The organism is Sphingobium sp. MK2, assembly GCF_040170545.1.
GTDB lineage: Bacteria > Pseudomonadota > Alphaproteobacteria > Sphingomonadales > Sphingomonadaceae > Sphingobium.
This window is the reverse complement of the sequence record NZ_JAZDXA010000057.1, coordinates 1-19549: the sequence shown is the minus strand read 5'-3', so window position 1 is coordinate 19549 and position 19549 is coordinate 1. Positions and strand designations below refer to the sequence as shown.

General features: G+C 61.2%; 16 protein-coding genes and 1 pseudogene. 4 read left to right on the top strand and 13 right to left on the bottom strand.

Annotated features, from left to right (window positions below; genetic code table 11):
* Window positions 1-190, top strand: a pseudogene (locus tag V2I08_RS18895) (hypothetical protein); the annotation flags it as partial.
* Here V2I08_RS18895 and V2I08_RS18890 read toward each other — a convergent pair.
* From V2I08_RS18890 to V2I08_RS18840, 11 genes are all read right to left on the bottom strand, one after another.
* Complete coding sequence (locus V2I08_RS18890) at window positions 187-507, bottom strand: hypothetical protein (protein ID WP_020819818.1); 321 nt, start codon at window positions 505-507, stop codon at window positions 187-189. The pseudogene V2I08_RS18895 and the gene V2I08_RS18890 sit on opposite strands and share 4 nt — an antisense overlap.
* Before the next feature lie 116 nt (window positions 508-623).
* Complete coding sequence (locus V2I08_RS18885) at window positions 624-1214, bottom strand: thermonuclease family protein (protein WP_020819817.1); 591 nt, start codon at window positions 1212-1214, stop codon at window positions 624-626.
* A complete protein-coding gene (locus tag V2I08_RS18880) occupies window positions 1208-2089 on the bottom strand; it encodes a toprim domain-containing protein (RefSeq protein ID WP_059153609.1) in 882 nt (293 codons plus the stop codon). Before V2I08_RS18880 ends, V2I08_RS18885 begins: the two co-directional genes overlap by 7 nt.
* Window positions 2090-2200: 111 nt before the next feature.
* Window positions 2201-2983 (bottom strand): hypothetical protein, encoded by a 783-nt coding sequence (locus V2I08_RS18875; RefSeq protein ID WP_059153610.1) that lies wholly within the window; start codon window positions 2981-2983, stop codon window positions 2201-2203.
* Between the two features lie 358 nt (window positions 2984-3341).
* Window positions 3342-6347: a Tn3 family transposase gene (locus V2I08_RS18870; protein ID WP_006960593.1), complete on the bottom strand. Its 3006-nt coding sequence runs from the start codon at window positions 6345-6347 to the stop codon at window positions 3342-3344.
* Window positions 6348-6355: 8 nt separating this feature from the next.
* Complete coding sequence (locus tag V2I08_RS18865; protein ID WP_006960595.1) at window positions 6356-6973, bottom strand: recombinase family protein; 618 nt, start codon at window positions 6971-6973, stop codon at window positions 6356-6358.
* 725 nt (window positions 6974-7698) lie between these two features.
* Window positions 7699-9027 (bottom strand): hypothetical protein, encoded by a 1329-nt coding sequence (locus V2I08_RS18860; protein ID WP_006949123.1) that lies wholly within the window; start codon window positions 9025-9027, stop codon window positions 7699-7701.
* Between the two features lie 80 nt (window positions 9028-9107).
* Window positions 9108-9872, bottom strand: coding sequence for an IS6 family transposase (locus V2I08_RS18855; protein WP_006949122.1), 765 nt, complete (start codon window positions 9870-9872; stop codon window positions 9108-9110).
* 143 nt (window positions 9873-10015) lie between these two features.
* Window positions 10016-11605 (bottom strand): phosphoesterase, encoded by a 1590-nt coding sequence (locus V2I08_RS18850; RefSeq protein ID WP_349636362.1) that lies wholly within the window; start codon window positions 11603-11605, stop codon window positions 10016-10018.
* 12 nt (window positions 11606-11617) lie between these two features.
* Window positions 11618-12382, bottom strand: a complete 765-nt coding sequence (locus tag V2I08_RS18845; RefSeq protein ID WP_006949122.1) for an IS6 family transposase — start codon at window positions 12380-12382, stop codon at window positions 11618-11620.
* Window positions 12383-12584: 202 nt separating this feature from the next.
* A complete protein-coding gene (locus V2I08_RS18840; RefSeq protein ID WP_349636361.1) occupies window positions 12585-14807 on the bottom strand; it encodes a TonB-dependent receptor in 2223 nt (740 codons plus the stop codon).
* Between the two features lie 433 nt (window positions 14808-15240).
* Here V2I08_RS18840 and V2I08_RS18835 point away from each other — a divergent pair, with 433 nt between their 5' ends.
* The gene (locus V2I08_RS18835) at window positions 15241-15735 is read left to right on the top strand and encodes a TetR family transcriptional regulator (protein WP_006949668.1); all 495 of its coding nucleotides are present in this window, start codon (window positions 15241-15243) and stop codon (window positions 15733-15735) included.
* Between the two features lie 54 nt (window positions 15736-15789).
* Here the strand turns inward: V2I08_RS18835 and istB are convergent, their stop codons facing one another.
* Both istB and V2I08_RS18825 read right to left on the bottom strand, forming a co-directional pair.
* Window positions 15790-16635, bottom strand: coding sequence for an IS21-like element helper ATPase IstB (istB, locus tag V2I08_RS18830; RefSeq protein WP_006949666.1), 846 nt, complete (start codon window positions 16633-16635; stop codon window positions 15790-15792).
* Window positions 16632-17747, bottom strand: coding sequence for a DDE-type integrase/transposase/recombinase (locus V2I08_RS18825; protein WP_010409293.1), 1116 nt, complete (start codon window positions 17745-17747; stop codon window positions 16632-16634). The genes istB and V2I08_RS18825 overlap by 4 nt, the downstream gene beginning before the upstream one ends.
* Here V2I08_RS18825 and V2I08_RS18820 point away from each other — a divergent pair.
* Both V2I08_RS18820 and V2I08_RS18815 read left to right on the top strand, forming a co-directional pair.
* Window positions 17746-18351 carry a recombinase family protein gene (locus V2I08_RS18820; RefSeq protein ID WP_086485403.1) on the top strand — a complete coding sequence of 202 codons (606 nt, stop codon included), beginning with the start codon at window positions 17746-17748 and terminating at the stop codon, window positions 18349-18351. The two genes, V2I08_RS18825 and V2I08_RS18820, sit on opposite strands and share 2 nt — an antisense overlap.
* Window positions 18348-18905 carry a hypothetical protein gene (locus V2I08_RS18815; RefSeq protein ID WP_004213004.1) on the top strand — a complete coding sequence of 186 codons (558 nt, stop codon included), beginning with the start codon at window positions 18348-18350 and terminating at the stop codon, window positions 18903-18905. The genes V2I08_RS18820 and V2I08_RS18815 overlap by 4 nt, the downstream gene beginning before the upstream one ends.
* Window positions 18906-19549: the final 644 nt, after the last annotated feature.

Here is a 19549-nt window from a genome sequence, read left to right as displayed (position 1 = left end):
ATGGCGACTATATCGGCATCGGCCCCGGCGCCCATGGATGAGCGCGCCGGAACTGGCCGAACTTGTCGAGCAACCCGGTCCTGTCGATTATGCTTCGGGAACGAAAGGGCGGGTGCCCTTGGTGTTCCCCCCCGGTGGCAGCTGCCACCACCGGCAAGGCGCGGCCCAGGGCCGCACATTTAGCGGCTAGAGAATGGCGAGAGCGAGAACCGCAACGATTGATCCGCACAATGCGGACAAGAGCATCAGGCGTGTCGTCGCGGCATTGATCGCGATCGCAGCGCCGGCACAGGCCCATAGCAGCGCAATCGTGGGTCCAGCGCGGTAGATAAGGAAGCCGATATAGCTGTTCGGCAGGAGCCGCGGATAATCGACGATCAGGCGTGCAACGATACCGCCGCCTGCGAGAATGAGCGCGGCGATCAGCCATGCCGCGATTGCCTCGACGCGCGGCGATGCACTGTGCCTGGGCGCGGCCTGCATCGTCGTTCGCATCGCATCATTCATGCTAATCTTCCCTTATAGCCCTGACCGTCACCCGAATGGGCGGAGACGGCTTTGCTGGCTCCGTGGAGCCGCGCGGCGCAGCCGTGTGGTGGAATAGGGCAGGTTCCCGGCTCCGATCATTTGCACTTGTTCGGCAGCTGGCCCCTCTCGATCGCCAGATTCCTCATCGCCTCGTAATCGACACCCCAAAGGCCTCGTCGCTCATCGGCAGCGTCTTTCATGAAACGGGCATAGGCCAGCCCTGAATGTTGCCTGTAATCAACGGCATATCCATGGCGTACCATCGTTGCCGAAACAGATGCCCCATTCGACCGAAACCGGCACGACAGGTTAGACCGGCCCCAGCTTGTCCGCCGCGTGTTGCATATCGGCTCGATCGTCAGCTTTTCGTCCTGAAAATCGCTGGTGCAATCCATGCCGCCATTTTGCTTCACCAGCTCTTCCAAATAGAGCTGCGCTGCGATCTTGGGCACATTGCCCTTACCGTCCTCATCCGGCGCATCGATTCCCGACAACCGCACCCGCTTTTTATCGAGCGTTTCGAGCGTATCGCCGTCGATAATGCGCGGGTTCTCGACGTGGATCGAAACTGGCTCGCTATTCCTTGCTTGCATCTGATTGAACAGCGCACCGAACGCGAAAACAGAGAGAATCGGCAACGCGATTTGCTGATTTCGCGGCCATTTTTTGAAACCTCGGATCAGCACCTGGCTTTCTCCTGAAGAATGTCGTTCCAGTCCATCGGCGCCGGGGCTGGCGGGAGGATGATTTTCAATTCGCGGTCGTTGGCAGTGAGGTGGCCGCGCGCGTCCTCTATGGCCTGTGCCGCTTCCTGGCCGTGTTGCGAGTAGATGACGATTTTGCGGATGCGTTCGGGGATCGCGATCAGGCCATAGCGGCGAATGCCGCCCGCGCCCCATACCTTAAATTTCCCGGCGCTAAGCTGGGACACGGAAACGGCTTCCTCGAAGCCTTCCGCGAGGCGCAGCACGTCGCCGGGTGGCTGGCCGCCGATCCGCATGGCGGCATGTCGGACCAGGCCAAGCGTCAATTTCGCCTCGCGCAGCGCCGCATGGTAGCGTTTCTCGCCGGTTGCTGGATCGAGCAAGATCCGCTGCACGGCGATTATGCCTTCATCGGCCTCGAACGGCACGAGAAGGGCAGGATGCTCTTCGCGGGCATCGGGCGGGCCAACGATGCAGCGCGGTGCGAAGCGAACCTTGAGGCCGGTCGGGTCGATTGCGCGCGAACGCAGATAGCGTTCAGCCGCGGTGCCCGCGATCGGCACGGCGGAATCCCATAGTTGCAGGGCGAGCTTCCGGCGCGAGGGTTCAGGCGCGCGATCGACCGTCTCGCCGCTGGTGTGACGATTGATTTTGCGGCTGTTGAGCGCGGACCATACGGCTTCCTGGCTGCAACCGGCCCAACATTTGAACAGGACGGCCTTCTTGCCGGGGGTGACTTGGAGCGACGGATTGCGGTCGTTGTGGGCTGGGCAGCAAACCATGCCATATGAGCCGCGCCAGTGGCCGCCCATATCCGCTACGATCCGACGTGCGCGTGCTTCGACGTCCATCTGCATCGAACTTCTTTCGTCAACGGTATCCCTACATTGGGATTTATACACATTTCACGGAGGCGGGCAAACGGCCGGGATATATGCCAATATCGCGCATGGCCCGACTAGGGCCATTCAATATAAATATCTCCGCCGGTTATCTTCACTTGCGGATGACTCACGTTCTTTCGCCTCAATCGCTTCGCCCAAGCTGGCGAGAATATCGGCCAGCTCGCGCTTGTCCCGCTCTTCACGGGTTAGCTCCCATAGGGGCAGCTGATCCCTCATGCGCTCCATGTCGCGCGCCGCCTCGATCTGGCGATACTGTTCGCAAGCGGGGGCTGGGTCAGCCGCGATGCCGCGACGGCGGCGAGCGGCGAAGATTTTGGAGAGGAAGGCGGGGAAGAGGAAGCGATAGGCGTTCGTGGCCTGCTTGATGCGCGGGCCAGCGCCTTGCGCTTCTTGATCGGGAACCGGCTCGTAGCGCCGGAACCAGTCGATAATGCGCGCCTCTTTGAGGCGCGAAAGCGTCTGAACGACGCAATTTTTGCTGAGGCCGGTTCCCTCCATGATGGTGTGAAGGCTGGGGAACAACGCGCCGGTGCTATAGTCGATGACGCGGGCCAGGAACTCGATAATCTGGATGCCGGCCTGTCCGATCGCACCGTTACGAATGCGCGGCGTGGTTGTCCGCCGCTGCGCGAGCGTCTGCCGCTCGTAGAGCTTTGCGGCTTCGATCATCTCGCGCATCTGGCGAGCATTGCGGATCGGCGTGTAGGCCTTCGCCCGCTTCTCGTGGCCTACGGCGATGCTGCCGGCCCAGACTTTGACGCGCGGTTTTTCGGCACGCGCTAGCAAGGCGCGGTCGATCTTGGCGAGGCCAGTGCTACGCAGCACGGCGCCTATGGAAGTGGTCATGCGGACCTCCCTTCGTCGGTCCCGCGAGGCCAAGCGCCATCGCTCCCGAAAGCACGCTTTCGAGATTGACTTTCGCTGCCGCACCACCGATAAAGGGAGCCAAGTTAGACGCGCTCACCTTCGGTGGCACAAACAGCCCTCGCTCAGCCAAGCGAGGGTTTTTTGTTGCCCTGTCGCCTCGGGGAGCCACCCCGCACGCAACAGATGAATCGCCGACTCCAAGGCGGAATCAGCGCGTCATAACTGGCTCAAGTTTAAGGGGTTGGCAAGAATAAGCGTGCGCGCACGCTTATAAGGCCCAGTCGGCCCCAAGCTGGGGTTTGAGTAGCAACGGAACAGAAAACCTACATAAGGGGCTTCAAGCATCGTCGATACCTGTGGCACCAGGATCGCGTAGCGGCCTCAACTCGCCGCGCGCCACGATGTCGGGAATGGTGAAGGCATAGCGCCCGAGCATGTTGATGTGCCTGGAACCAAGCGGCGAGAGGCGGGCGACGTCCTCGTCCAGGATCACATGGCCTTCGGCGCGTAGCTGGCTGACCGCCGCGTCGATGTAGATCGTGTTCCAGAGCACGACCAGGTTGACGACGAGCCCGAGCGCGCCGAGCTGATCCTCCTGCCCTTCGCGGTAGCGCTGGCGAAGTTCACCGCGCTTGCCGTGGAATATGGTGCGGGCAAGCAGGTGGCGGCTCTCGCCGCGATTGAGCTGGACCAGGATCCGGCGCCGGTAGGTTTCGTCGTCGATGAACCGCAGCATGTAGAGTGACTTGATGAGGCGGCCAAGCTCCTGAAGGGCACGTGCCAGCCTGGTGGGGCGATCATTGGTCTGAAGGACACGGGTGAGATCGGTCGCGCGCACGACGCCGAGTTTGAGCGATCCGGCCAGTCGAAGGAGATCATCCCAATGTTCGACAATCAGCCTGGTGTTGATCCTATTCGCGGCGAGGTCATCCAGCACGCCATAATCGGCCTTGCCATCGACACGCCAGAACCGCGCGCCGCCAATGTCGGCGATGCGCGGCGAGAACTGGAGCCCGAGCAGGTGAAAAATGCCGAAGATCGTGTCGGTGTAGCCGGCTGTGTCGGTCATGATCTCGCCTGGCCGCAATTCGGTTTCCTGGTCGAGCACGACGGCAAGCAGATAGAGGCTGTCGCGCAACGTGCCGGGCACCGTCAGAGCATTCAGCCCGGAAAAGCGATCAGAAACCAGATTGTACCAGGTGATGCCGCGTTCGCGCCCGAAATAGCGCGGGTTTGGGCCGGCGTGGATCGTGCGGACTGGCACGGTGAAACGCAGTCCATCGGCAGAGGCGACCTCGCCGCTGCCCCAAACGCGGGCCAGTGGTATCCTGTTATGGGCCGCGACCAGCAGCGCGTTGGCTGTGGTCAGCGTCTCGGCGCGGATGAAGTTCTGCTTCACCCAGCTCAACCGTGACCGGCGCAGCGCGGACACCTCGGGACGGACAAGCGGTTCGAATCCGGTATTGGTGGCCTCCGCGACAAGCACCGCGCAGATCGTCGTCGCTATATCCTCGGCGCGTGCATTGCCTTCGCTGGCATGCGTGAACGCCGCCGCGAAACCGGTTCGCGCATGCATCTCCAGGATCAGCTCGGGAAGATCCAGCTGCGGCAAGCGCGCGTCGATTGCCCTATGGAGATCGGTGAGGCTGAGTGGCTCGTCGATCCTGTCGAGCGGTGCGATCGACAGGTCGGCGCCGCTCGCCGTTTTCGTGATGGTCACGGCATCGTTGTCCGGTACGCGCGCCGCTGTCTCGCGGTAGGCGAGATCGAGCCGCGCGGACAGCCTGGCGATCTCCTCGTCGCCAGCGACCGCCACGCCGACCGTGCGGCATACCGTCGGTCGCGCCGCTTCCCAGGCGGCTCCTGTCAGCAGGCCTTTGCGCGGGTCGGCGTAGCGAAGCGAGCGAACAGGAAAGACGTCGCGACGGCGAATGGCGCGGCGTAGCCGGTCGAGCGTACAAAGCCGGTATCCGGTCAGATCGAATGTACCGTCATCACTCTTCAACTGGCGCGCCCACCCCTTGGGGACGAACGATGTTGGTGGCGGTCCACGGCGCTTCTCGCCCCTGTGAACTCTTCGCAGGTGGTCGACCGCGTCGAGCAGCGGCTGTCCTGCGGGCGCGGCTGCAAGATCGAGCGCTGCCAGCATCTTCGGCAGATAGCGCATCGTCCCGGCCTGCTGGCGCAACTCGACAAAATAGCTCTCGTCGTTCGGCCGCGCGAGAAGGTTCACCTGTGCGACGGCGTCGGTCAGCGCTGCCCGGTCGACGAGCGCGAACACGGCCGCGCGCACCTGCGCATCGCTGATGCTATCATCGAGCAGCACGACGCCGGCATCGCGAAGCCGGAGCGATGCGGCATCGAGATCACGCAGCGAACGCATCCGAGCATCCCTGGCGTTGATGCGCGCGTTGGAAAACATTCTGGTCGACACGACGTCGAACAGGTCGATGACATCGTCGCTGGCCGACGCTTCGAGGGTGCGGATGAACGCGACGAGGGTGGCAGCGCGCCGATCGTCGGGGAGGCGGGCCACCGCCTGCGCCCGCGCCGCACCGGCAAATCGCGCCAATGCGACCGCCTTGCCGGGTGGCACCCGGTCAAGTTCGGGCAAGCCCGCTGTGAACGTGCGGATTTCGGTAAGGCGATCAACGGCGCGGCTGATCTCGGGTCCGCTTTGCAGGTATGGACCGTCACGCAGTCGATCGAGCGGGCTTTGCCGCCCGTCGCCAATAACGGCGACCAGCGTGTCGAGCCGGGCGCGTTGCTCTGACGTCAGCCTGTCGATGAGACGGCGATGAACGTGTGTGGCGACCCGTGTGCGGACTCGTGCGATATCGCGCTCGAGGACGGACAGCCCTGGCAACAGCACCTTGGATTCAATCAGCCACGTCGCCGCTGCATCGAAGAGCGCCGATGGCCGATCGGTGCCCGTCCAGCACAGCGCGTACAGGAAACGATGCAATCGGAACGCGATGCGTGGATCGGAGAAAACCTGGTAGCCATAATGGTCGCGGATGCGCGGGCCGTGCCGCCATCGTCCCTTGGTCGCGCAATATTGCGCCATCCGTTCGCACGGCTCGTCGATCGCCAGCTGGCTGCCTGCGAACCGCATGACCGACGCCGGTGTCTGTGCCGGATCTTCGAGAAAGGTACCGAGCAACCGCAAAGAGCCAAGCTGTACCGCAACGCCGAGCCTGTTGTGATCGCCGCGGTGCGCGCCGATGAACATCCGGTCTGCATCGTCGAGATGAAAATGGCGCGCCAACTGGTCCGATGTAGGATCGCCGGCGAAGCGACCATAGCGCCGTGCCTGCTCGTCCGAGAGAAAGCTGACCGGCACTGCTCGGCCTATGCTGCTATTTTAGGCCGAACCCCGCGCTTGCCCAGCAATTCGCTGGCCCGCTCTCGCGGCTGACCTTTCGCATCGACATAAGCATAAAGCGTCGACACTGACACGCCGAGTTGGAGTGCAACATCGCGTGCGGCATTGTCGCGATCCGCCGTCAGCGCCATCGCGGCCTTCAGCTTCTGCTTCGTCATGACCCGCGGCCGACCACCTGCACGGCCTCGCGCCCTGGCCGCGGCCAGCCCCGCCATTGTACGCTCATGGGTCAGATCGCGCTCGAACTCGGCCAGGGTAGCGAAAATACCGAACACCAACCGGCCCGTAACGGTCGTCGTGTCGATATCGCCGGTCAGCACCTTAAGGCCGATCCCGCGCTTCTGCAGATCGCCGACCAGCCCAACGACGTGGGGTAGCGACCGTCCGATCCGGTCGAGCTTCCAGACTACGAGGGTGTCGCCATCACGCATGATGTCGAGTGCCTTGTCGAGCCCAGCCCGTTCGGTCGCACGGCCCGAGCACACGTCGTCGAATACCCGGTCGCATCCGGCACGATCCAGCGCATCGCGTTGTAGATCGAGATTTTGCTCGCCTGTCGACACCCGCATATATCCGATCAGCATCGACGCCCGCTCCTTCTTGCATTAATCTATCGAAGGATGGGTTTACCGGCTATAGGTTTCTGGATGGGTAGATGTGAGATTGAGGGTCATCCAGCGGTCCGATCGTAATCGCCGGCCCGCTTCGCATCAAACCGGGGTTTATTGGAAAAACCAGACGGCCGCTTCCGCCCCAATTGCGGACGTCGCGGAAAGCGATAGCTTCGAGCCCATGAGCGAGTATCGGGACAGCAGCACGCTAGGTGGAAAGATCGGCTGCGGTATGGCGGCCTTTGTCGGTGTTCCCCTCATCGGGGTCGTCTTCATCGTGAGTTCGCTCGGCGACTGTGCGCCAGATGCCGAATGCCACAGAGGCTTAGACTGGCCGCTGCTAGGTGGGGCAATCGCGATAGCCGCAGCGGTTGGTTTGGGTGTTCGGTCGCTAACAAATTGGATCAAGGGGCGTCGGAGGGACGGCAGCTAACCACCACTTCGCGCCCTTCCGGAATGGCCCGCGGCCTTGAGGCGTGCTGCCTTATGTAGGTTTTCTGTTCCGTTGCTACTCAACCCCCGGTTATAGCTCGGGAGGGACCATGTCGGAGACGCGTCTAGGTCGTACTCATAAATGCCTGAATCGCCTGGGACTGCTCGAACCCTACCGGCCCATGGGCGACTGAAGTCGTGCGCTCGGGTGAACTGGGGACGGCCATGGAGAAAGCCCTCCATGGCCGCCCCGTCGTCACTATTCTTTACATCCAACCGTCGAGATCGGCGGGAATTCCGCCCAGCGTACCTTTGCCGGTAATGGCGTTCAGATCGAACGGCTGCGCTTGAAGGAAAAACTCCAGCTGATCGTGCGACGTCACGAGCGAATTGATCACGCGAACTTTGATACCCTTGAAATTCGGCCCATCGATCTGCAGCGCCTTCAAGGTGATCTTCGATCCATGCGCTACCTTAACGAAGCGCGGGTAGTTCAGCAGACGAAACCCAGGCTGGAGAATCTCCAGCTCGATGTCGATCGGCCCGGAATTCTTGATCTCCATCTCACCCATGTTGCCGATCAGCATCTCCGAAGGCGAGTACTTGGTGAAAGACATTTTCAAGACCGAATTGATCACGGCCCCGACGTTCTCCTTGGTGCCGAAGAAGGTGTCTCGAAACAGGCCGACAGTGCGACGCTTTTCCAGGGCATCCTTGAAGGCGCTTTCATCGTCGCCTCGCGTCAGGAACAACGTCGTCACGCGGTGGTCCATTCCGGCCGCTTCCTGCTCCATGGTCGTTCCGAGATGGGCGTCGGTCGTCGCAGCGATGTAGAGATTGTATTTCAGAGCCACGTCCATGGCCGCAGGGTGGATGAAGTCGCTCTGCGCGACCTCGATGCCTGACAACAGGCCCTCCTTGAACATCCGCTCGAGAAACGGTGTCACCACGGCATCTCCGGGGATGGAAGATGGGAAGGTGGGATGATTCCACTGACAGATGCCACCTTGGCGCTTCGCTTCACGGAACCGCGCCTCCAGGTCCTTTTCCACCGGACCGGTTCGGTTCCAGTCCACCTGATGCTGTGTGCCGGTCTGCTTGAACGTGCTGTAGTGGATCTTGGCTGGGTTCAGCGCATTGGCATCCTTGAGAAAATGGCAGTTGAAGTGCCCGATGCCACGCGTGATCTCAGCCCCGAGGGAGAGCCTCATACCCTTCAGTCCGAGCATGCCGGAATCGATGAAAGCGCGCCCGATTTCATAGCTGCGGTTTTTGTTGGTTCCGGTGTCGCGGATTTTCGGCGTGATGATGTCGTGCTCTGTGAAGGACACGAATTTGAGCCCATCATGGGCCGCTTCCGCCAGGCGCAGCGTGGGCCATGCGGAGCCGTCGGAAAAGACCGTATGAAGGTGCAGATCGCCGGCGAGGACATGATAGCCCTCCTGGGTATCAGGGAAGATCAGCCGCGAGGGCGACGGCGGGCGATCGTCCGACTGCGCCACGAACTCGGCGGAAGCTTCGCTGGCCACAAGCATACTGCTTACGAGCATCGCAAAAGACGAAATCATTGTGTTGATGTATTTACGCTTGGTCATAAGACCTCCCAATGAGAATGTTGAAAAGGGCTCTGTTGCAAACATGGGGCACGGCCGCGCGGCGTCACCCAGTTGGGGGATTAGGCAGCATTGGCGAAATGCTTATTGAGCATAATCATGGTTTCGGTCAGGGCCGAGGGTCCAATTCCGAATGCTCTTTCAACCAGGCGCACCTCCCCCATGATACCTGGCTGCAGGCACCATGCCTGGGCCTGTCCTTTGCGTAGGGCGCGCATGACCTCGAAGCCCTTGATCGTGGCGTAGGCCGTTGGCATCGACTTGAAGCCACGTACCGGCTTGATCAGCATCTTCAGCTTGCCGTGGTCGGCCTCGAGCACGTTGTTCAGATATTTCACCTGCCGGTGCTCGGTTTCCGCCGCCAGTTTGCCTTCGCGTTTCAGCTCAGCGATTGCTGCGCCGTAGCTGGGTGCCTTGTCGGTATTGAGTTTGGCCGGCTTTTCCCAGTCCTTCAGGCCACGAAGAGCTTTGCCCAGAAAGCGCTTCGCCGCTTTGGCGCTGCGTGTCGATGACAGATAGAAATCAATCGTGTCGCCCCGTTTGTCGACCGCCCGGTACAGGTAGGTCCATTTGCCCCGCACCTTTACGTAGGTCTCATCCAGACGCCAGCTCGGATCAAAGCCGCGCCGCCAGAACCAGCGGAGACGCTTCTCCATCTCCGGCGCGTAGCGCTGCACCCAGCGATAGATCGTCGTATGATCGACATCGATCCCACGCTCGGACAGCATTTCCTCGAGATCACGGTAGCTGATGCCGTATCGACAATACCAGCGCACCGCCCATAGGATGACCTCGCCGGTAAAATGCCGTCCTTTGAAATCGTTCATCGCAACTGACCTTGACAGTACATGAGCCCAATCTTGGAAACCGTGTCAGAGTTTGCAACAGAGCCCAATAAGTTCAGAATGAGCATCGGCTGTCGGGGCCAATTGCCGTATTAGGATCTTTGCCAATGGCAGTGGAAATGCTCCTAGGGGTTGCGGCGCATCGACGAGCCAAGGAAAACCGGGTTGGAATAAAACCAGAGATCAGTCCATGCGTCTTCGCCCTCGGCATCGGGCGCCGGCTCGGCATCCTCAGTATTCGTCCCGCGCAGACGGAGATATTCATCGCCTGCGACCGGTTCGAGAGCCGTTTCGATCACGCGCCATTCGCCCTCTCGCTTCCATTCCGCCTCGGTAAAGCGCGCCACGACGCGCGTGCTCGGATTCCGATCAAGATTCGGATCGGCGGATTTCGTGCCCACCGATCCGCGGATCAGGTCAATATGGTGAACGGCAGGATTGTCGCCATTGGCATTCAATCCGTCGGGATCCCGAAAGCGGATCGTAAGGTGAAGCGGCTCACCATTGCCTGCATTTATGGTGGAACCGAATTCGATCGGACGCGCATCGGCGCCTGTTCCCAACAGAATCTCAAGTTCCGACACGAGATCGCCTGTAGTCACGAAAATGCGTCCGGCGCGCATGGCGGCGATGATCGATGCGGGGTTCTTTGGCGCGTGGACATAAGTCTTCGAATATTCGCCAGGCCAGAAGTCGAAACCGCCTTCGGTCCAGTTGATGTGTGAGTCTGAGTTGGCGGTAATCCACCAGCGTCGTCCTTCACCCAGCATGGAATCCCAGAAGCCGCCAAGCCGCGCGGTCATCTGGTCGAAACCACCCATGGTCGGGAAATCGCCATAGGCCCCGCGCGGGATCGCATCGCCGAAATAGGCCGCATAGCGCGAAGGGCCGACACTTTCGCCGACCTGACCGGCGGCCTGATGGCCCGGCGCACCTTCCATCCCGATGGCGACTTCCGGCGCGGTATCGTTCCAGCCACGCAATCCGGAAGGGGTGGTCAGGCCGTATTTGCCCATGCCGGTTGCGGACCTCGAGGGATGGTGTGCGAAAAGAACAGGCTTTGGCTGTTGTGCATCCATTGTCCGCAATGCGTCCAGCATTCGCCCTTCACTGTTGCGCGACGGATCGCGGGGCCACGCCTCGCGGGCGCCGTAGCCCTTCTCCAGCTCGCGCAACCGGTCGGCCTCGTCGTCACCTGCCGGAACGATGATGCTGCTGTGATCCGCTCCGGGCGTATCGAATTCCATGCCGAAGAATTGCACCAATTCCGGCACCAGCTGTCGTGATCGCAGCAGTTCGGGATAGGCGTGGTCGTGGTTGACCTTGCTATGATTGGGGCCGCCATGATCGGTCGCCACCATCCAGTCCAAACCGAATTTGCGCGCCATCAGGGCGTTCATGGGAATCGGGTATATCGCATCACCGCCCACGGTCGGCGTCGGCGGGTCGGCCTTTTCGTCATAGCCGGTCGAAAAGCGACTGTGAGTGTGATGATCGCCCGCCAGCCAGCGCGCTTCTCCGGCATCGGCGCCCGGCTGCGGCGCCGGCACATCGATGCTGTGCATATGACGTTCGTGCGCGGTAACGGCAAATACCGGCAAGCAAACGAGGACCAGAGCGGCTGATGATCTCGTGGCGTTTCGAAGCATGTTTCTGTTCCTGGGATGAATTGATTGGCTCTGTTGCAAACATGGGGCACGGCCGCGCGGCGTCACCCAGTTGGGGGATTAGGCAGCATTGGCGAAATGCTTATTGAGCATAATCATGGTTTCGGTCAGGGCCGAGGGTCCAATTCCGAATGCTCTTTCAACCAGGCGCACCTCCCCCATGATACCTGGCTGCAGGCACCATGCCTGGGCCTGTCCTTTGCGTAGGGCGCGCATGACCTCGAAGCCCTTGATCGTGGCGTAGGCCGTTGGCATCGACTTGAAGCCACGTACCGGCTTGATCAGCATCTTCAGCTTGCCGTGGTCGGCCTCGAGCACGTTGTTCAGATATTTCACCTGCCGGTGCTCGGTTTCCGCCGCCAGTTTGCCTTCGCGTTTCAGCTCAGCGATTGCTGCGCCGTAGCTGGGTGCCTTGTCGGTATTGAGTTTGGCCGGCTTTTCCCAGTCCTTCAGGCCACGAAGAGCTTTGCCCAGAAAGCGCTTCGCCGCTTTGGCGCTGCGTGTCGATGACAGATAGAAATCAATCGTGTCGCCCCGTTTGTCGACCGCCCGGTACAGGTAGGTCCATTTGCCCCGCACCTTTACGTAGGTCTCATCCAGACGCCAGCTCGGATCAAAGCCGCGCCGCCAGAACCAGCGGAGACGCTTCTCCATCTCCGGCGCGTAGCGCTGCACCCAGCGATAGATCGTCGTATGATCGACATCGATCCCACGCTCGGACAGCATTTCCTCGAGATCACGGTAGCTGATGCCGTATCGACAATACCAGCGCACCGCCCATAGGATGACCTCGCCGGTAAAATGCCGTCCTTTGAAATCGTTCATCGCAACTGACCTTGACAGTACATGAGCCCAATCTTGGAAACCGTGTCAGAGTTTGCAACAGAGCCGTCATGGCTGTTCGCCTGGGCGGCTGTCCCGGCAGCGAGCGCCATAGCCGCCACCGATGAGAACGCAATTTGCCGCGTCCAATGGCCAAGGAGGGTCATGTTAAACTCCAATAGTTGCTTGTATGTTGGTTGGCTGATCAGAAAGTGTAGCCGAGCGAAACGCCATAAGTGCGCGGCGCGCCGCGGAATGCCGCGTAGACGGGCAGAGCCACGTAAAGGGTCGTCGCGTATCTTTTATTGGTGAAGTTGCGCACCCAGCCGGTCACGGTGAGGTGGTCGGAAAACTTTCCTTCCAGCTGCGCATTGCCCAGAAAATACCCTTTGACATCCTGGTAGTTGTCGAGTTCGGTAAAGTAGTTATCAATAAATCGACCATTGATGGATGGCGTAATCGTAAAGTTTTCTCCGGCCTGGAACGTGTAACGGACCGCACCCGTCAGTGTCAGCTTGGGCGCGAACGGGAGCGCATTGCCAATTCTGCGCTCGCGCTCGGCAGGATCATCGGAATCCATTTCGAGAATCCTGCTTTCAAGCAGCGACACGCCACTTTGTATTTCCAGGCCGTCGAACGGACGAACCGTGATGTTGGCCTCGGCACCGAAGGTACGGGCACTTCCAACGTTGGTCCTGATGTTCGAGGGGAGGCCGCCCACCAGCTTGTTGAGACTGCCCTGCAGATTGCTGAAGTCGTTATAAAATACGGAAGTCTCGATCTGCACCGGACCGCCGCGCGGGAGGAACTTCACGCCGGCTTCATAAGTCCACACACGCTCCGACTGGAATGGGTCGGTCTCTGCCAGGGTTAATGAAGTCGATCCGTCAAAACCACCCGACTTGAAACCCTTGCTGATCGAGGCGTAGGCAGTCGTGGACGGGGACACCTCGTAACTTAGGTTCAGGCGACCTGACACGCTGCTGTCGGAGAACTTGCGGTCGAAGATCAGCGGCAAGGGCGGCCAGGCGACAGGCGCGAGACTCACCCCGTAGGGATCGAGATCAATTGTCGATCCGCGGAACTGGGTCCTGTCCCGGGTGTACCGAGCGCCGGCACCGATTTTCCATCCATGTCCCAGCTTAATGCTACCATCGGCGAATCCCGCGAGGCTACGACGGCGCTGCGTGTAGTCGGCCCCTATGATCGTTTGCAGTGCGTCGGCGAGATCCAGCTCGCTTTCCATCCGAACGTTATCACGATAGATGTTAGCGCCGAGCACCCAGTCGATCGGTCCGGGCGATGCATTTTGAAGGCGCAACTCGGCGGTACCTTGCGCGACACGATCGTCCCAGGTCGCGTCGTTGCGGCGCAATGGCGACATGTCGCCATTGCTTGTGTAATGCTGCTTGAGATGTTCGTAGCCCAAAATTGCCACTAGCAGCACATCGTCGGCGATCGTCTGGTTCAGCGTGAAGGATCCGCCGTAGCTGGATTTCCTCAGTTCCGGGGGAAGTGCTGAATCAACGGTATATGGCGCATTCGGCTCGATGCCGCCAAGCGTGGCGGTCCGCTCGAGATACTGTACTGCTCCGACTTCGCGGAACGCATGCGCGTTCAGGGTGATGCGCGTTCCAGAATTCGGTTCCAGAACCAGGATCGCGCGACCGCCATAGTATTTCGAGCGACCGGCCTTGTGGTCGATGCCGGGGTCGGTGAGAGGTGGCAGGGCGGGCACTGCGGAACCGCTGCGACCGGCGGTGCCAGTATTGGTGATGAAGCCGTCGGTCTTGTCGTACACGCCGGCAAGACGCAGTTTCACTCCGTCGAGCAGCGGGCCGCCTATCGCGGCTTCCGCGCGCCAGGAATTGAAGCGACCATACTCGACACGAGCGTTCCCCTGAAGTGTATTGCCGGGCTGATTGGAGATGATGTTGACCGCACCGGCAGTGGTGTTCTGGCCATAGAGCGTGCCTTGCGGTCCCTTGAGTATCTCGATGCGACTGACATCGAACATTTGCCCTCCGACGAGGGCGGCCGAACCTTGATAGACCCCGTCGACGCTCACCGCTGCGGAGGGATTCCCGTTAGGGCGAAAATCGTCATATCCGATCCCGCGGATGGTGAATGTCTGGATGGTGCGACCTCCGGCGATTTGCGGTGAAACGACCACGCCCGGCGTCAGGCGGGACGCGTCCACCAAGTCCTTGACGCCCGCTTCGCGCAGTGCCTCTGGAGACAGGACGCTGACTGCCGATGGAACATCGATCAGCCGCTGGTCGCGTTTCTGGGCCGTGACGATGATGTCGCCACCTGCCTCGACAGGATCGTCGGCGGCGTAAGCCGGGGGAGCCGCGATCGTCAGGGAAGCGAAGGCGGAGGATAGCAGATGAACGCGGCGGAACTTGTGCTGCGATGAGCTGGCCATGAAATCAGTCCTTGGAACATGTATGTCAGAAGAGGGCGAGCGACATCGGCCACCGCCCGGATCGGGGGTGGATCTCGCGTCGCTCAGGACAATGAGGGGCCTAGTCGGAGACGACAGGCCGTTGCGGCATACGCCGGGACCCCGCCCATCGATGGATGTGTGAATACTTCATAGGACCCCCTGCCCGAATCGAACGGCTGTACAGGTAGGTGTATCGTGTGAATCTTCTATGACAGCCGGAGAAACGCTCGTGGGTATCCTGTGCGGATGCGCCGTCGGCGAAGCGATATGCGCGATGCCGTCCTGCTCAGGGAGCAAACTTGGCAACGGTGTGGTGAGGCTCTATCTAGATTGGGAAAGCCAGCCGAATTCGGGCGGAGCTTAATTCGAACGGCTGTACAGAAGGGTGTCAGGTTTGAGTCGCTTGCGATATATGTCCGATGAAGCCTCGCCCCAGGCAGAGCGGATGAGTGAGGCCGCGTATGACCTTGCCGAAGAGAGCGGTCTGGCAGCGCTCAGCGCACGAAGTCTGGCGCGAAAGACAGGAATGAGCCCGTCGGCAATCAATTACCACATCGGCAATCGCGAGCGGCTCATCGCGCAGATCGCGTTCAAGGCTATCGCGGTATCTAGCCGCTGGCGGCAGTCGCAGGCCGCTTTACAGGAAGAGGGTGCCCCGAGGTGGGCCGAGCTTGATCACGTGTTCACGTCGCTGTTGCAGGATCGGTTGAGCACCGGCCGTATGGTGATGGCACTTTTGCAGGAACTGGAGAACGAGGCCGTCGCCAGCGGTCAGACCGCTATCGAAGAGGCGCTGCGCGAGGAAATGTTCGCTGAAACGGCGTTCTGGCGCGATCTGGCAATCCGCCATGGCGAAAGCGTGGATGCGTGTAGCGCGACATCGTCGGTGACTGGTCAGCGACATTGATGGTGATGTGTCAGCGGTGACGTTGGGGATAGTGTCACACGAGGTTGGCCTGGATCAAGAGGCGTTGTCGCGCAGCGATGTCGCTGGCATGGTTTCGATGTCGCTGGGCGATGTCGCTGGATCAGGAGCACTGTCGCGGAGCGATGTCGCTGAGGCCAGGGCGGATCGCCTGCGATAGCTCTCGACGTTCATTTCCAGGATAGTGGCGTGGTGAACGAGCCTGTCGATGGCAGCGACAGTCATTGCCTTATCCAAAAAAATGGAATCCCAACCGCTGAATGGTTGGTTGGCGGTGATCATGATGGAGCGCCTTTCGTATCTGGCAGAGATGAGTTCGAACAGGACGCTGGTCTCTGCCTGGTCCTTGCGGACGTAGGACAGGTCATCGAGGATGAGCAGGTCGAAGCGGTCGAGCCTGGCGATCTCCTGGGTCAAGGTCAGGGACTGACGTGCGGCCTGCAAACGCTGGACGAGATCGGTGGTTCGGGTGAAGAAGACCCGGTATCCGCGCGCGACGAGCTCGTTGCCGATGGCGGCTGCGGCGTGGCTCTTGCCGGCACCGGGCGGACCAAATGCCAGAAGATTGTGGCCCGCCTTGAGCCAGGCATCTCCTTGGGTCAGAGCCATGACCTGGGCCTTGCTCAAGGTGGGAACGAGGCTGAAGTCGAAGGCATCCAGGGTCTTGCCGGGAGGCAGCCGTGCTTCTGTAAGATGGCGCTGGATCCGGCGTTGTTCGCGTTCGGCGAGTTCCAGTTCGGCCAAGGCTGCCAGCAGGCGCGAAGCCGGCCACCCCTCCTTGTCCGCTCGTGAACAGAAGTCCGGCCAGAGACGGGCAATGGTGGGCAGACGCAGCGTGCCAAGCAACATGGGCAGCTGGGCGGTGTCGACAGTGATGCTCATGCGGCCATCTCCCTGGCGGTGAGCAGATCGTCGTATGTGTCAGGCTGGGGAATATCGACGACCACATCGGCCGGCTCTTTGCCGGGGCGTTGGAAGCGCTCCTGCAGATCCCTCAGATCGGGTAAACCCTGGCCATCGAGTATGCCGGTCAGGGTCGCGGCGAGCTCAGCCTCGCAGGCCTGGTCATGCGCAAGCCACAGCAGCCCCACCATGCTGCGGCATGCGGCGGCTTTGGGAAGCGCACCCTCCAGAGCATCCCAGCAGCGGCGATATTCGCTGCGAGGGAAGAGCTTGTCGCGATAGACAAGGTTTGCCAGCGCGTGGGGCTTGGTACGCAGGCTGTGGATCACGTGCCGATAATTGACTACGTGGTCATGACCGCCCCGTCCGCGATCGGGCGCCCTCCCGCGTGGCAGGGTCTCGATGGGCTGCCCGGCCAGATAAAGGTCGATCCGGTCATCGAAGATCCTGGCTCGCAGGCTATGGCCGATGAGCCGGGAAGGCACGGTGTAGAAGACCTTGCGCAGCACGAAGCCGCCCGATGAGGTGACGAGCACCGTAGCTTCATCATAATCGCAGCTGCGGCGTGAAGGTAACGGGCGCAGGTGCTCAGCTTCGATGCGCAAGGCATCGCGCCGCCGGGCATTGTGGCGGCCCACGATCTGGGCGAGGAACGTGCGCCAGTCCTCGATGGAGGCGAAGTCACGTGTCCCGCGCAACTGGAGTGCCTGATCGAGCCGATCCTTAAGGTGACCATGACGGCTTTCTATGGACCCATTCTCATGGGCGACCCCGCGATTGTTGCGGGTGGGCTCCATCTGGTAATCGGCGCACAGGGCGGCATAGCGGGTCCGCAGATCTTCCTGGGCATCTTGCTCCAGGTTGGCGAACGCCGCGGAGAGGCTATCGGTGCGATGCTCGTGCGGCACGCCGCCAAGCTGCCACAGCGCATTCTGAAGGCCGCAGGCCAGCGCCGTGAAGCTTTCTCCTCCCAGCACGACCTCGGCATGCTCCCACCCGGAATAGACCAGCGCGAAGTGATAGATCAGGTGCGGGCTCGGATTGCCGGAGATGGTGACCTTCAGATCGCGGGCGTCAAAGAAATCCGACATGCCCGTTTCGACAGCCGACCAGTCGTGCGAACGGCAGCTCCGCGACCTGGCCGGCTTTGCCGAGCGTGGCGGCTATGAAGTGGTCGAGGTCTTCCGCGAAACCGCGTCGGGCATGAAGGCAAACCGTTCGGCGCGGGCTGAGGTGATGAAGCTGGCGCAGGCACGCCATATCGATGCGATCCTCGTTACCGAACTCAGTCGCTGGGGGCGTTCGACCCAGGACCTGCTCGATACACTCAACCGGCTGTCGGGCTGGCGCGTGTCGGTGGTCGCGATGAGCGGCATGACGTTCGAGGTCGATACGCCGCATGGGCGGATGATGGCGACGATGCTCGCAGGTATAGCCCAGTTCGAGCGCGACATGCTGAGCGAGCGGGTCCGCTCTGGCCTTGCTGCAGCGCGGGCACGTGGCCGCAAACTCGGCCGGCAACTGGGGGAGCGACCCAAGTCGGACCGCCTCGCGCCCAAAGTGTTGGCGCATATCGCCGAGGGGCGGAGCTATCGCTGGATCGCTCGCGACCTGGGACTCAGCAAGAACACGGTCGCCGGGATCGTGGCTCGCGCACGGGGTAACGTGAGCCCTGATGTCACGGTGACGACATGACCGGGGCGTCTGGACGGCTGCGTCCCGATCCCCGGCGCAAGGCGCGGTTTCGCGAAATCGCCCGAGGCATTGTCGCCAAGGATCGCTACAATCGGAAGTACGGGATCGCCGTCGACACTGCTGGCGCCATCGCGCAGGCGCTAGAGCGCGCGTACCGCGATGGAGTCCGGGACGACCCGGCCGCAGCCGTTCAAGCGCCCGAACAGGATGATGCCGGCCCGCTGGAATGGGCGTTGATCCCACCACGACCGCGAGATGCCTTCTGGAGTATCTGCCTATACACCCTGGGCCGCGATACCGATCTCCCACGTGACGGCCATCTCGCTCCGGCTATTACCGAACGCGGAACGCCCGGATGGACACTCGTGGCAGGAGGGTACACCCCTGACAGGGTGATCAGCGATAGGAGCATTGGCCCGCTTGTCCGCCTCGGCCTTATCGCGCTCGCAGTCGATTTACCGGTTCGCATGATCGTAACCGCACAGGGGAAGGAAACATGGGCTCTCTTCTGCCAGCGCGGTGGGATGTACCCTGAGGATCTCACTGACATTTGATCCATTTGATCGACATCCATCCGGCGGAATGGTGAAGGGCAGCATCCGCCCCGTTGCAGACGTTCCCAATGGTCGTCATCCCGGCGCATGCCGGGACCGTGGGCTGTCTTTAGAAGCAGCCTCACGTCCGGGCGCCCTGGCGATAGCTATCGCCTCAAGACTTGCCCACGGTCCCGGCATGCGCCGGGATGACGGATGACCGCGCCCCACCCCAAATCAGCCGTCACCCTGAACTTGTTTCAGGGTCCATCAATCCGAAAGCCCAGTTTATGATCGGCCAACCGAGATGGCGGCACGAGCCACCACGCTCCGGCACCAATCGCCCGATGGATCCTGAAACAAGTTCAGGATGACGCAAGGCGGGGGCGCGATGTCCGCTCCCCACCCCTTCTTGCCGTTTCGCTTAGGGTGTCATTTCGCCCTCAGCCGGAACCGACCCCTGAATGAAGAGGTAATGATCAACGATCTGCACAGCCTGTTGGCATGGAACTGGCGCCCTGCGACTGATCGGCTAGAAGCGCTGGCAGCATGAGCTTCAAACGTCAAACCGCATCCGGCAGAACCTTCTCATTAGCCCGGCTTATTCATCAGGGGGTGCCTGAAGGGTTGGCAGGAGTAGCGTAAGGTTCTGTTCTGAAGTAGGA

Excerpts from the sequence above, each read along its gene's own strand:
- V2I08_RS18890 (WP_020819818.1), bottom strand. The coding sequence starts at position 507 with ATGAATGATGCGATGCGAACGACGATGCAGGCCGCGCCCAGGCACAGT.
- V2I08_RS18880 (WP_059153609.1), bottom strand. The coding sequence starts at position 2,089 with ATGCAGATGGACGTCGAAGCACGCGCACGTCGGATCGTAGCGGATATG.
- V2I08_RS18875 (WP_059153610.1), bottom strand. The coding sequence starts at position 2,983 with ATGACCACTTCCATAGGCGCCGTGCTGCGTAGCACTGGCCTCGCCAAG.
- V2I08_RS18865 (WP_006960595.1), bottom strand. The coding sequence starts at position 6,973 with ATGCTGATCGGATATATGCGGGTGTCGACAGGCGAGCAAAATCTCGAT.
- V2I08_RS18860 (WP_006949123.1), bottom strand. The coding sequence starts at position 9,027 with ATGACCAAGCGTAAATACATCAACACAATGATTTCGTCTTTTGCGATG.
- V2I08_RS18855 (WP_006949122.1), bottom strand. The coding sequence starts at position 9,872 with ATGAACGATTTCAAAGGACGGCATTTTACCGGCGAGGTCATCCTATGG.
- V2I08_RS18845 (WP_006949122.1), bottom strand. The coding sequence starts at position 12,382 with ATGAACGATTTCAAAGGACGGCATTTTACCGGCGAGGTCATCCTATGG.
- V2I08_RS18840 (WP_349636361.1), bottom strand. The coding sequence starts at position 14,807 with ATGGCCAGCTCATCGCAGCACAAGTTCCGCCGCGTTCATCTGCTATCC.
- V2I08_RS18835 (WP_006949668.1), top strand. The coding sequence starts at position 15,241 with ATGTCCGATGAAGCCTCGCCCCAGGCAGAGCGGATGAGTGAGGCCGCG.
- istB (WP_006949666.1), bottom strand. The coding sequence starts at position 16,635 with ATGAGCATCACTGTCGACACCGCCCAGCTGCCCATGTTGCTTGGCACG.
- V2I08_RS18820 (WP_086485403.1), top strand. The coding sequence starts at position 17,746 with ATGCCCGTTTCGACAGCCGACCAGTCGTGCGAACGGCAGCTCCGCGAC.
- V2I08_RS18825 (WP_010409293.1), bottom strand. The coding sequence starts at position 17,747 with ATGTCGGATTTCTTTGACGCCCGCGATCTGAAGGTCACCATCTCCGGC.
- V2I08_RS18815 (WP_004213004.1), top strand. The coding sequence starts at position 18,348 with ATGACCGGGGCGTCTGGACGGCTGCGTCCCGATCCCCGGCGCAAGGCG.